At 63.4% G+C, this 12239-nt stretch carries 12 protein-coding genes; 7 read left to right on the forward strand and 5 right to left on the reverse strand.

Features of this window, described 5'->3' with window-relative positions; all coding sequences use genetic code 11:
• Nucleotides 1-51 precede the first annotated feature (51 nt).
• Nucleotides 52-774, reverse strand: a complete 723-nt coding sequence (rph, locus tag K4A76_RS23185; RefSeq protein WP_009681991.1) for a ribonuclease PH — start codon at nucleotides 772-774, stop codon at nucleotides 52-54.
• Nucleotides 775-979: 205 nt separating this feature from the next.
• Between rph and K4A76_RS23190 the strand changes: the two genes are divergently transcribed.
• Together K4A76_RS23190 and gmk are read left to right on the forward strand one after the other, a co-directional pair.
• The gene (locus K4A76_RS23190) at nucleotides 980-1843 is read left to right on the forward strand and encodes a YicC/YloC family endoribonuclease (RefSeq protein ID WP_009681990.1); all 864 of its coding nucleotides are present in this window, start codon (nucleotides 980-982) and stop codon (nucleotides 1841-1843) included.
• A 13-nt stretch (nucleotides 1844-1856) separates the two neighbouring features.
• Entirely contained in the window at nucleotides 1857-2477 is a 621-nt protein-coding gene (gmk, locus tag K4A76_RS23195) for a guanylate kinase (protein ID WP_054913891.1), read from the forward strand.
• A 34-nt stretch (nucleotides 2478-2511) separates the two neighbouring features.
• Here gmk and K4A76_RS23200 read toward each other — a convergent pair whose 3' ends face one another.
• The 3 genes from K4A76_RS23200 to K4A76_RS23210 form a co-directional block, all read right to left on the reverse strand.
• Nucleotides 2512-4053: an APC family permease gene (locus K4A76_RS23200; RefSeq protein WP_047149774.1), complete on the reverse strand. Its 1542-nt coding sequence runs from the start codon at nucleotides 4051-4053 to the stop codon at nucleotides 2512-2514.
• A gap of 79 nt (nucleotides 4054-4132) precedes the next feature.
• Nucleotides 4133-4906: a gamma-glutamyl-gamma-aminobutyrate hydrolase family protein gene (locus K4A76_RS23205; RefSeq protein WP_274411238.1), complete on the reverse strand. Its 774-nt coding sequence runs from the start codon at nucleotides 4904-4906 to the stop codon at nucleotides 4133-4135.
• Between the two features lie 4 nt (nucleotides 4907-4910).
• Entirely contained in the window at nucleotides 4911-6254 is a 1344-nt protein-coding gene (locus K4A76_RS23210; RefSeq protein ID WP_370593786.1) for a glutamine synthetase family protein, read from the reverse strand.
• Nucleotides 6255-6500: 246 nt separating this feature from the next.
• Between K4A76_RS23210 and K4A76_RS23215 the strand changes: the two genes are divergently transcribed.
• From K4A76_RS23215 to K4A76_RS23235, 5 genes are all read left to right on the forward strand, one after another.
• Entirely contained in the window at nucleotides 6501-7373 is an 873-nt protein-coding gene (locus K4A76_RS23215; protein WP_274411239.1) for a LysR family transcriptional regulator, read from the forward strand.
• Between the two features lie 205 nt (nucleotides 7374-7578).
• Nucleotides 7579-7842, forward strand: coding sequence for a DNA-directed RNA polymerase subunit omega (gene rpoZ / locus K4A76_RS23220; protein ID WP_003253383.1), 264 nt, complete (start codon nucleotides 7579-7581; stop codon nucleotides 7840-7842).
• 59 nt (nucleotides 7843-7901) lie between these two features.
• On the forward strand, nucleotides 7902-10010 hold the full coding sequence (spoT, locus tag K4A76_RS23225; RefSeq protein WP_009684532.1) for a bifunctional GTP diphosphokinase/guanosine-3',5'-bis pyrophosphate 3'-pyrophosphohydrolase: 2109 nt from the start codon (nucleotides 7902-7904) through the stop codon (nucleotides 10008-10010).
• Nucleotides 10011-10033: 23 nt separating this feature from the next.
• Complete coding sequence (locus K4A76_RS23230) at nucleotides 10034-10414, forward strand: RidA family protein (RefSeq protein ID WP_274411240.1); 381 nt, start codon at nucleotides 10034-10036, stop codon at nucleotides 10412-10414.
• Nucleotides 10415-10472: 58 nt separating this feature from the next.
• On the forward strand, nucleotides 10473-11204 hold the full coding sequence (locus K4A76_RS23235; protein WP_274411241.1) for a hypothetical protein: 732 nt from the start codon (nucleotides 10473-10475) through the stop codon (nucleotides 11202-11204).
• A gap of 142 nt (nucleotides 11205-11346) precedes the next feature.
• Here K4A76_RS23235 and K4A76_RS23240 read toward each other — a convergent pair whose 3' ends face one another.
• Nucleotides 11347-12204, reverse strand: a complete 858-nt coding sequence (locus K4A76_RS23240) for an SDR family oxidoreductase (RefSeq protein ID WP_274411242.1) — start codon at nucleotides 12202-12204, stop codon at nucleotides 11347-11349.
• Nucleotides 12205-12239 lie beyond the last annotated feature (35 nt).

Genomic DNA, 12239 nt, shown 5'->3' on the forward strand with positions numbered 1-12239 from the left:
GGCCCAGCAGCGCGGAGAGGTGGCAGAACATCTGCACCTCTCCGGCTGGTCTCAATCGGCCAGCGCCGCCTGCTGCAGCTCGAAGATTTCGGTCATGCCTTTCTGCGCCAGGGCGAGCATGGCGTTGAAATCTTCCGGCTGGAACGGCGCGCCTTCGGCAGTGCCCTGCACTTCGATGAAGCCGCCCGCGCTGGTCATGACCACGTTCAGGTCGGTTTCGGCAGCGGAATCTTCCAGGTAGTCCAGGTCGAGCACCGCTTCGCCCTGGTACATGCCGACCGAAACGGCAGCGATCATGTGCTTCAGCGGGTTACCGCCCTTGAGGCCACCGCGCTTCTTGATTACTGCCAGGGCGTCGCACAGGGCAACCATGGCACCGGTGATGGACGCGGTACGGGTGCCGCCATCGGCCTGGATCACGTCGCAGTCGACGTACAGGGTGATGTCGCCCAGCTTGCTCATGTCCAGTGCGGCACGCAGAGAGCGCCCGATAAGGCGCTGGATTTCCAGGGTGCGGCCACCCTGTTTGCCGCGGCTGGCTTCACGCTGGTTACGCTCACCGGTGGAACGCGGCAACATGCCGTACTCGGCGGTCAGCCAACCCTGGCCCTGGCCTTTGAGGAAGCGCGGTACACCGTTTTCCACGCTGACCGTGCAGATGACCTTGGTGTCACCGAACTCGACCAGTACCGACCCTTCGGCGTGCTTGGTGTAGTTGCGGGTGATGCGGATCGAGCGGAGCTGATCGGCGGCGCGACCACTTGGACGTTTCATCTGGGATACCTGTACTGGGACTTTGAATCTAGCGAGCATTATAAAGCCGCAAGCCCGGTGAGGACATGCCTATTGTCGCGCGCAGACGGCCCGTCGCCTTTTCCTACCCCGTCCACCACCTACCGGTAACATAGGCCGATTGGGCGCCACGCCCCCACTGCGCTACAATCCTGCGCCGTTCACTTATCCAAGCGAGGTACTCCCCATGGTGCATAGCATGACCGCTTTTGCGCGTGTCGAGCGCGCCGGCAGCCAAGGCACCCTGGTCTGGGAGCTGCGTTCGGTCAACCACCGTTACCTGGAGCCGCACCTGCGCCTGCCCGAGGCCCTGCGCGACCTCGAAGGCGGCGTGCGTGAAGGCCTGCGCCAAGGGCTGTCACGGGGCAAGGTGGAATGCACCTTGCGCCTGAATGAAGACAGCACCGGCAAGCCGCTGAAGGTCGACCGCGAGCGCGCCGCACAACTGGTCGCCGCCGCCGAAGAAGTGGCCGGGCTGATCAGGCAGCCAGCCCCGCTCAACCCGCTGGAAGTGCTGTCGTGGCCCGGCGTGCTGGTAGCCGATACCAGTGACCCGCAGGCACTCAACGCCGAAGCCATGGCGCTGTTCGACGAAGCCCTGGCCGAACTCAAGGCCGGGCGCCAGCGCGAAGGCCAGGAACTGGCGCGCCTGATCAACGAGCGCCTGGACAGCATGGCCGGTGAAGTCACGACGCTGCGCGCACTGGTGCCGCAGATGCTCGCGGCGCAGCGGCAGAAAATCCTCGACCGCTTCGGCGACATGCAGGCAGAGCTGGACCCACAGCGCCTCGAGCAGGAAATGGTGCTGCTGGCCCAGAAAAGCGACGTGGCCGAGGAACTCGACCGCCTCAGCACCCACGTTACCGAAGTACGCCGTGTGCTCAAGGGGGGCGGCGCCGCCGGCCGGCGCCTGGACTTCCTGATGCAGGAGCTCAACCGCGAGGCCAACACCCTTGGCTCCAAGGCCTTCGACCCACGCAGCACGCAGGCGGCGGTCAACCTGAAGGTATTGATCGAACAGATGCGTGAACAAGTACAGAACATCGAGTAAGGCCACCTCAACCATGAACCACAACAGCGGCACCCTCTACATCGTCTCGGCCCCTTCCGGCGCCGGCAAGACCAGCCTGGTCAACGCCCTGATCAAGGAAGACCGGCAGATCCGCGTCTCGGTCTCGCACACCACCCGCGCCATGCGCCCGGGCGAGCAGCACGGGGTGAACTACCACTTCGTCGTGCACGAGGAATTCAAGGCGCTGATCGCACAGGGTGACTTCCTGGAGCATGCCGAAGTGTTCGGCAATTTCTACGGCACGTCGCGCAGCGCACTGCAGCAAACCCTGGACGAGGGCTATGACCTGATTCTGGAAATCGACTGGCAAGGCGCCCAGCAGGTTCGCCGGGTGATGCCCGATGCGTTGTCGGTATTCATCCTGCCACCGAGCCAGCAGGCGCTGCGCCAGCGCCTGGACGGGCGCGGGCAGGACAGCGAGGAGATCATCGATGGGCGCATGAAAGAAGCGGTCAGCGAGATGGTGCACTACGACGAGTACGACTACGTGATCATCAATGATGATTTCAATGCAGCGCTGGAAGACTTGAAAGCAGTGTTCCGTGCCAACCGCCTGGTGTTGAGGAAGCAACAGCAACGCAAGAGTGTGCTGCTGAAAGAATTGCTCTCCTGAGAGACTGCACGGGGCCGCATCGCGGCCCCTTGCTTTATTCCTGCAAAGGCAGGGTGGCCTGCTGGCGCAGGGTAGCCCCCAGGAAATACGCTGGCGCACGCAGGCGTGACAGCATCATCAGCCCGATGCCCAGCACCGAGATGATCGCGGCAATCACGAACACCAGCCCCACCCCGCCGACATGCGAACCGCTGCCGAAGTCCGGCGACGCGCTGTCGATGGCGGTACGCGCGAAGATCACCGACAGAATCACCCCACCCACCAGCGGGCACATGCCGCGCATGAAGAAGTGGCGCACGCTGCTGAACAGGCTGCCGCGGAAATACCAGACACAGGCAAACGCCGTCAGCGAATAGTAGAAACAGATCATCATGCCCAGCGCAGTGATGGTATCGGCCAACACGTTCTCGCTCAGCGTACGCATGGTCACGTAGAACAGGCCCGCCGCCACACCTGCACAAATGGTGGCGTAGCGTGGGGTCTGCGAGCGTGGGCAAACACTGGCGAACTTCGGCGGTACTGCGCCGTAATAACCCATGGCCAGCAGCGTGCGCGCCGGCGCCACGAAAGTCGATTGCAACGAGGCTGCGGTACTGGCCAGCACGGCAATGGACATCAGGATCGCCAGCGGCCCCATCACCGGGCCGGCCAGGTGGGCAAACACGTTCTCCTGGATGCGCGGGTTGTTGAGCCCCAGGCCGGTTTCGCTAATGCCGGCAAACTGCAGGGTGGCAATGGCAGTGAACAGGTACAGGCCGAGGATCAGCATGACGGTCAAGGTGGCAGCCTTGCCCGGCACCTCTTCACTGCCAACCGACTCTTCGCTGACGGTCAGGCAGGTATCCCAACCCCAGAAGATGAAGATCGACAGCGACAAGCCCGCGGCAAAGGCCGAGAACGACTCCACGCCGAATGGATTGAACCAGGCCAGGTCGAACGCCATCGGCGGTGGCGCGGTGGTGCCGCCGAACGCGGCGAAAGCGAAGCCGACCAATACCAGCAGTTGCAGGGCCACCAGGCCATACTGCACGGTCATGGTGGTGGCCATGCCCCGGCAGCAGATCCACACCGCCAGGGCGATGAACACACAACAGGTGACGATGTTGATCAACAGGTTGTCGGCCAGCCCCGCCAGCGCGTGCCTGCCGGTGATCTGGCCGAGGAACAGGTAGAAGAAGTCGACCGCCACCCCCGCCAGGTTGGAAAGCACGATGGTGGTGGCAACCACCAGCCCCCACCCCCCGATCCAGCCGATCATCGGCCCGAAGGCGCGCGCCGACCAGGTAAAGGAGGTGCCGCTGTCCGGCTCTGCCGAGTTCAGTTCACGGTAGCCCAAGGCTACCAGCAGCATTGGCAGGAAGCCGACGATGAACACGGCTGGCAGGTGTGCTCCTACCTCACGCACGGTAGGGCCCAGTGCGCCGGTGAGGGTATACACCGGGGCGATGGTGGAGATGCCCAGTACCACGCTGGCCAGCAAGCCCAGGCGACCCTTGGCCAGGCCTTTGCTGCGCTGATTGTTGCCCGCTTCGGCCGCCACGTCGGGTGGGCGGGCGGCTTCTGTGTAATTGCTCATGAGTATTTGCCGTAAATTTTGGAATTGTTCTTACAGGCCTTGCGCACAAGGCCCGCTTTCACTCATTGAAAGCTTGCTGTCAGGGGCGCGTCAGCCGTGCGCCGTCCCGTGCTGCATAGGCAACGCAGGCCTCGCGAAACGCCTGAAACAGGCGCAGCGAGACCGGGTTTTCGCTGAACCGCCACTCTGGGTGCCACTGCACGCCAAGGACGAAGCCCGGCGCACCGGGCATGGACACCGCTTCGATGAGGCCGTCCGGGGCCCGCGCTTCGACCCGCAGGCACGAAGCCAGGCGCTCGATGCCCTGGCTGTGCAGCGAGTTGACCTCGAACTGCGCTGCCAGCCCCAGGCGCTCGAACAAGCCGCCAGGCTCGACGAACACCGGGTGCCGAAGGCCGTACTGCACCTCCAGGGGCGCGTCTTCGGGCTCGCGATGGTCCAGGTAGCCAGGCAGCGCCTGCACGCGCTGGTGCAGGCTGCCCCCCAAGGCCACGTTCAGTTCCTGATAGCCGCGGCAAATGCACAACACCGGCACACCGGCGGCGATCGCCGCCTGCAGCAGCGGCAAGGTCAGCCGGTCACGCGCCAGGTCATGCCGGGTGCCCGCGGCACTGGGGGCGCCATTGTAATGATGCGGTTCGATATTTGAAGGCGAGCCCGTAAAAACAATGCCGTGCAGGCAGGCCAGCAACGCTTGCGTGTCGCTGCCACCGTCACGGGCCGGCAGAATCAGCGGCAGGCCGGCAAACGCGGCCGCCTCGACATACTTGTCGCCAACCGTGTGCGACGAGTTCTTCCCCACCTGCTGGCGGCAGGCGCTGACACCGATCAAGGGGACCGCAGTTGCGCTCATGGGCTTACACCGTGTGCAGGTACCAGTTGTACTCGAGGTCGGAAATCGACACTTCGAACTCGGCCAGTTCGCTTTCCTTGCAGGCCACGAAGATATCGATGTAGTCCGGGCTGATGTATTGATTGAGCACCTCACTGTCGTCCAACGCGCGCAAGGCGTCGCGCAGGTTGTTCGGCAGGCTCTGTTCGAGTTGCTCGTAGGAGTTGCCTTCGATCGGCGCCTGGGGTTCGACCTGGTTGGTCAGGCCGTGATGCACGCCGGCCAGGATGGCCGCCAGCATCAGGTACGGGTTGGCGTCGGCGCCGGCCACACGGTGCTCAAGGCGCACGTTGTCGCTGCTGTCGGTGGGCACGCGGACGGCTACCGTACGGTTGTCCAGGCCCCAGCTCGGCGCATTGGGCACGTAGAACTGGGCGCCGAAGCGGCGGTAGGAGTTGATGTTCGGGCACAGGAAGGCCATCGATGCCGGCATCGTCTCCAGCACCCCACCAATGGCGTGACGCAGGGTGTCGCTCTGCAGCGGGTCGTCACTGGCGAATATGTTCTTGCCGGTTTTCTTGTCCAGCAGCGAGATGTGCACGTGCAGGCCGTTGCCTGCCTGGCCCGGGTAGGGCTTGGCCATGAAGGTGGTGTCCATTTCATGGTCGTAGGCCACGTTCTTGATCAGCCGTTTCAGCAAGATCGCGTAGTCGCAGGCTTTCAGCGGATCGGCAACGTGGTGCAGGTTGACCTCGAACTGCGCCGGGGCACTTTCCTTGACGATGGCGTCCGCCGGCAGCCCCTGCTCCTTGGCGGCTTCGAGCATGTCCTGCAGGCAATCTGCATATTCGTCGAGGTCGTCGATCAGGTACACCTGGGTCGATTGCGGGCGCTTGCCGGAAATCGGCGAGCGCGGCGGTTGCGGGCGGCCGTTGAGGTTGTCCTGGTCGATCAGGTAGAACTCAAGCTCGAAGGCGGCGCAGATAGCCAGGCCCAGGTCGTCGAACTTGCTGACCACTTGGCGCAGCACTTCCCGCGGGTCGGCGAAAAACGGCTGGCCATCCAGTTCGTGCATGGTCATCAGCAACTGGGCTGTGGGGCGCTTCTGCCACGGCTCATCCGATAACGTGCCAGGGATCGGGAAGCAGATACGGTCGGCATCGCCGATGTCCAGGCCAAGGCCGGTGCTTTCCACAGTGGAGCCGTTGATGTCCAGGGCGAACAGCGACGCCGGCAGGTTGATGCCTTTTTCGTACACCTTGTGCAGGCTGGCTCGCTCGATGCGCTTGCCGCGTACCACGCCGTTCATGTCGGAGATCAGCAGGTCGACGTACTGCGTGTCCGGATGGGCCTGGAGGAAGTCTTTCATCTCGCTGGAAGAACTGGCGCACGGGGTGACCGACGTCATGGCTGTACATCCTTTGATTTGCTGCGGCGATGTGGGGGGGTACGGCTGGCGCCTCATGGGCGACGATGGTTGCAGCTGTTGTTCTTTTCACTTCCCATCGTGGGGATTGTTGACCCGACCGGGCGCATTGATTCCGGGGGGCGGTTTCACTATAAAATGGCCCTGATGCAACAGACATTGGCAATTCGGCAAGCAGAGCGTGCACCAATGCAATATCAGATAACCCACGCCGACCTCACTCTGGTCCTGGCACTGGAGCGTGGCCGCTCGCTGGCGAAGGCCGCCGAGTTGCTCAAAGTTGACGTATCGACGGTCTTCCGCTCGATACGCCGGCTGGAATCGGCCCTCGGTACTGCGCTGTTCGTGAAAAGCCGCAAAGGCTACCTGCCAACCGATACTGCCCAGGCCCTGGCCGAACAGGCCGAGCGTGCCGAGCAGGCGCTGGAGGCCGCGCGCATTGCCATGACCAGTGGCGAGCAGGTGGTCAGCGGCACGGTGCGCCTGACCTGTACCGAGGCGGTCATGCACAGCCTGCTGCTGCCGGCGCTGGCCGAGTTCATGCCCAACTACCCGGCGCTGTCGCTGGAAATGGGCACCTCCAACACCTTCGCCAACCTCAGCCGGCGCGACGCCGACATTGCCCTGCGCCTGACCAATACACCGCCTGAACACCTGGTGGGCCGCGACCTGGGCTCGACGTCCTATGTCATCTGCGGCCAGCCGCAGTGGCGCGAGCGGCTGGCCGAATCGCCTGCCAGCACCCCGTGGATCGCCCCTGACGACTCCATGCAGGACCACCCCACGGTGGTCTGGCGCAACCAGCAGCACCCTGGGTTGAGCCCGCGCTACCAGTGCAGCAGCATGTCGACCATCGCCCAGTTGGTGACCGCCGGGTTGGGCGTGGCGGCGCTGCCGGACTACATGGTGCATGCGCTGCCCGGCGTCGATGCGCTCAGCGGGCCGCTGGCCGGCTGCGACACCCAGCTGTGGCTGCTGACCCGTCCGGACTGCCGGGCACTGCGCTCGGTGCAGACCTTGTTCGAAGAGCTGACCCCGAGGTTGCGCGGCGCGATGCTCTGAGGTTATCGTCAGGCTCATGCGTCGAGGGTGTCTGTTTCGGCCCTTTCGCGGCTGAAACCGCGCCTGCAGGGTGCGGTGGCAGGCTTGGGGATGACGCTGCTCGGCAAAACAGCGCTTCCCTATTGGCTGGTGAATTTTTATACTATCGAGTCCGCCTGCCCACTATTGGGCTGCACGCCCACCGCATTTGCTACTGAGGAAGACCATGGCCCGCGTAACTGTTGAAGACTGCCTGGAACACGTGGATAACCGCTTTGAGCTGGTCATGCTCTCGACCAAGCGCGCTCGCCAGCTGGCGACCGGCGGCAAGGAACCACGCGTAGCGTGGGAAAACGACAAGCCTACCGTCGTTGCCCTGCGTGAAATCGCCGAAGGCATCGTCACCAACGAATTCATCGCCGCTGAAGAGATCGTCACCGAGGATCCGGTGTTCGCCGCGTTCGAGGACGAGAACAACGAGGCTGTCTGATTGATGCCAGGTCGACGTCGCACGGCGCAAGGCCCTCTTCCTCGGCAGGAGGTAAACCCATGCCGGGTATAGAAGCCTTGGCCGAACGGCTGTCGACCTATCTTGGCCCTGAACAGGTCAACCTGGTCCGGCGCGCCTATTTCTACGCCGAACAGGCCCACGACGGGCAGCGCCGCCGCAGCGGCGAGCCCTACGTGACCCACCCGCTGGCCGTGGCCAGCATCCTCGCCGACATGCACATGGACCATCAAAGCCTGATGGCGGCCATGCTGCACGATGTGATCGAAGACACCGGTATCGCCAAGGAAGCCCTCAGCCAGCAATTTGGCGAGACCGTGGCCGAGCTGGTTGACGGGGTCAGCAAGCTGACCCAGATGAACTTCGAAACCAAGGCCGAGGCGCAGGCTGAAAACTTTCAGAAAATGGCCATGGCCATGGCGCGCGATATCCGCGTGATCCTGGTCAAGCTGGCTGACCGCCTGCACAACATGCGCACCCTTGAAGTGCTGTCCGGTGAAAAGCGCCGGCGCATCGCCAAGGAAACCCTCGAAATCTACGCCCCCATCGCCAATCGCCTGGGCATGCATACGGTGCGCGTGGAGTTCGAAGACCTCGGCTTCAAGGCCATGCACCCCATGCGCTCGTCGCTGATTCACCGTGCGGTGAAAAGCGCTCGTGGCAACCGCAAGGAAATCGTCGCCAAGATCGAGCACTCGCTGGCCAACTGCCTGGCTGCCGATGGCATCGAAGGCGAAATCAGCGGCCGGCAGAAGCACCTCTATGGCATCTACAAGAAGATGCGCGGCAAGCGCCGCGCCTTCAACGAGATCATGGACGTGTACGCCTTCCGCGTCATCGTTGACAAAGTCGATACCTGCTACCGTGTGCTCGGCGCCGTGCATAACCTGTACAAGCCGCTGCCCGGCCGCTTCAAGGACTACATCGCGATCCCCAAGGCCAACGGTTACCAGTCGTTGCACACCACGCTGTTCGGTATGCATGGCGTGCCCATCGAAATCCAGATCCGCACCCGCGAGATGGAAGAGATGGCCAACAACGGCATCGCGGCGCATTGGCTGTACAAGTCCAACGACGACGAGCAACCCAAGGGCAGCCACGCCCGTGCCCGCCAGTGGGTCAAAGGCATCCTCGAGCTGCAGCAGCGTGCTGGCAACTCGCTAGAGTTCATCGAAAGCGTGAAGATCGACCTGTTCCCGGACGAGGTCTACGTGTTCACGCCCAAGGGCCGCATCATGGAGCTGCCCAAAGGCTCGACGGCCGTCGACTTCGCTTACGCGGTACACACCGACGTCGGCAACAGTTGCATCGCCTGCCGTATCAATCGCCGCCTGGCGCCGTTGTCCGAACCGCTGCAGAGCGGGTCCACGGTGGAAATCGTCAGCGCCCCGGGCGCCCGGCCAAACCCCGCCTGGCTCAACTTCGTGGTTACCGGCAAGGCGCGCACGCACATCCGCCACGCGCTCAAGCAGCAGCGCCGGTCCGAATCCATCAGCCTGGGCGAACGCCTGCTGAACAAGGTGCTGACCGGCTTCGACAGCAGCCTGGAGAAGATCCCTCAGGAACGTATCCAGGCGATCCTGGCGGAGTACCGCCTGGAACTGATCGAAGACCTGCTCGAAGATATCGGCCTGGGCAACCGCATGGCGTATGTGGTTGCGCGCCGCCTGCTGTCAGCCGAAGGCGAACAGTTGCCAGCACCGGAAGGGCCGTTGGCGATCCGCGGTACCGAGGGGCTGGTACTGAGTTATGCCAAGTGCTGTACACCCATCCCGGGCGACCCGATCGTCGGCCACCTGTCGGCAGGCAAGGGCATGGTCGTGCACCTGGAGAACTGCCGCAACATCAGTGAAATCCGCCACAACCCGGAAAAATGCGTGCAGCTTTCCTGGGCCAAGGACATCACCGGCGAGTTCAATGTCGAATTGCGGGTCGAACTGGAGCACCAGCGCGGCCTGATTGCCCTGCTTGCCAGCAGCGTCAACGCGGCCGACGGCAATATCGAGAAAATCAGCATGGACGAGCGCGACGGCCGTATCAGCGTGGTCCAACTGGTGGTCAGCGTACACGATCGCGTGCACCTGGCCCGTGTGATCAAGAAGCTGCGTACCTTGACCGGTGTGGTCCGCATCACCCGCATGCGTACGTAGTCCGCCAACCGCAAGGAGTCATCATGAGCAAGACCGTCATCAACAGCGACAAGGCCCCCGCCGCTATCGGTACCTACTCGCAGGCGATCAAGGCCGGCAATACCGTGTACATGTCCGGCCAGATCCCGCTGGACTCGAAGACCATGGAGCTGGTCGAAGGCTTCGAAGCCCAGACCGTGCAGGTGTTCGAGAACCTCAAGGCCGTGGCTGAGGCTGCTGGCGGTTCGTTCAAGGACATCGTCAAGCTGAACATCTTCCTGACTGACCTGAGCCACTTCGCCAAAGTCAACGAGGTGATGGGCCGCTACTTCGAACAGCCTTACCCAGCCCGCGCCGCGATTGGCGTTGCCGCGCTGCCAAAAGGCGCCCAGGTCGAAATGGACGCCATCCTGGTCATCGAATGATGCCTTGGGCGACGGGCACCCTGCCCGTCGCCCCCTCTCCTGCGCAAGGTTTCCCGACATGCGTCACGCACTGCCCCTCGCGCTGGCAGCCCTGCTCCTGAGCGGCTGCGCCAGCCACAAACCCGAAGATTTCAACGGCACCTGGATCAACCAGGCTGCGATCAAGGCCGCTGTAAAGGGCGACAGCCTGCGCCAGGCCCTTCATGAAAATGGTCCGGTATTCGAGTGGAAGCTCGACGTCGCCAACCAGCAGGCCAGCTACAGCAATGGCTTCGAAGCGGCGGACGGCCAGCTGGTCACGCTCGACAAGCAATTGCAGGCCAGCTTTGACGGTGGCCAGACCGAGCAGCTTGCGCTGGACGGTGACGAGCTGCTGACCACAGACCAGAGCGGCGCAAAGCAGGCTTTTGTCCGCGTACAACCCTCTGCCACCGCCAACGCCCCGCTGGGCAGCAGCTTCGAAAAAGCCCTGTACCAAGCGTATCTGGGCGGTGAATGGACCATTCTCGAAGGCCAGGGCCAAGGCGGAAAAGTGCGCTTCAGCGATACCGGCAACGTCACTGGCCTGCCTGGGCCAGACCGTTTCGCCCTGTGCCTGGCCGGCGACTGCGCCACCATGGGCGGCAGCAACGACAGCCTGTGGCTGGAGCGCAATCAACGGGGTGCGCCTTTCATCATCAAGCGTGACGGCGACAAGCTGCAGATCTTCCAGGCGGTGAACCATGCCCAGGCTGATGACATGCCCCAACTGGCAGCGGGCAAGCGCCAGTGGTTGCTGGAAAAAAACTGAAGCCTGCAGCAGCGGCCTTGTTTCGCGACAGGGCCGCAACACGGCACCAGGGCATCAGCGTCGCCGCGTGGATTGCCAGGGCTGCTTTGCAGCCCAATCGCAACGCCAGGCCGCGCCTACAGAAGTCGCGTCAAGGGTGTGGTCAGGCTTTTGCCGCCAGGATGGCTGCGTAGCCTTCCTTGTAACTCGGATACACCGGCGCCCAGCCCAACGCCTTCACCCGTGCGTTGCTGCAGCGCTTGCTACCGGTGCGCCGCACGCGCTGTTCATCTGACCATTCGGTAACCCCCAGGTAGGCCCGCAACCAGGCCACCACATCGGCCAGCGGTGCCGGATCATCGTCAACCCCGATGTAACAGTCGTCCAACGCCTTGCCATCAGCATCTTCCTGCAGCAGAAACGCCAGCAAGCTGGCAGCATCTTCGGCATGAATACGGTTGCCGTACAGCGGCGGCTGCTCAGCCACCCGATAGCCTTGGCGTACCTGGCTCAGCAGCCACTCGCGGCCGGGGCCGTAGATGCCAGTGAGGCGCACTACACTCGCCGGTATGCCGCTGCCAAGGGCCAACCGCTCCGCTTCCAGCATCACCCGCCCCGAATACCCCTCGGGCTCGGTCGCCGACCCTTCCTCAACCCACTCGCCGTCCTTCTGCGCATACACGCTACTGCTTGACACGAACAGCAGACGGCGCGGCCGTTGGCCACGCTCGGCCAGCCAAGCCAGCACATGGCGTAAACCGTCGACATACGCCGCCCGGTAACCCGCCTCGTCATGCTGGCTGGCCGCCACGCAGTACACCAGGTAGTCCAACGCACCTTGTGGCCACGCGGCTGGCAGCGAGGGCTCGGCCAAGTCCGCAGCCACCGGGTGAACCCCCGCAGGCAATTGCCCCACCGAACGGCGCAGGCCACTGACCTGCCAGCCACGTGCCAGCATCTGCTGGGCCAAGCGCCCACCTACATCACCACAACCCACCACCAACACGGAAAGGTCTGACATCACAAAACTCCCTGGACCAACTGATCAGCCCAACC

This window comes from Pseudomonas sp. NEEL19, from assembly GCF_028751975.1.
Classification (GTDB): domain Bacteria; phylum Pseudomonadota; class Gammaproteobacteria; order Pseudomonadales; family Pseudomonadaceae; genus Aquipseudomonas; species Aquipseudomonas juntendi.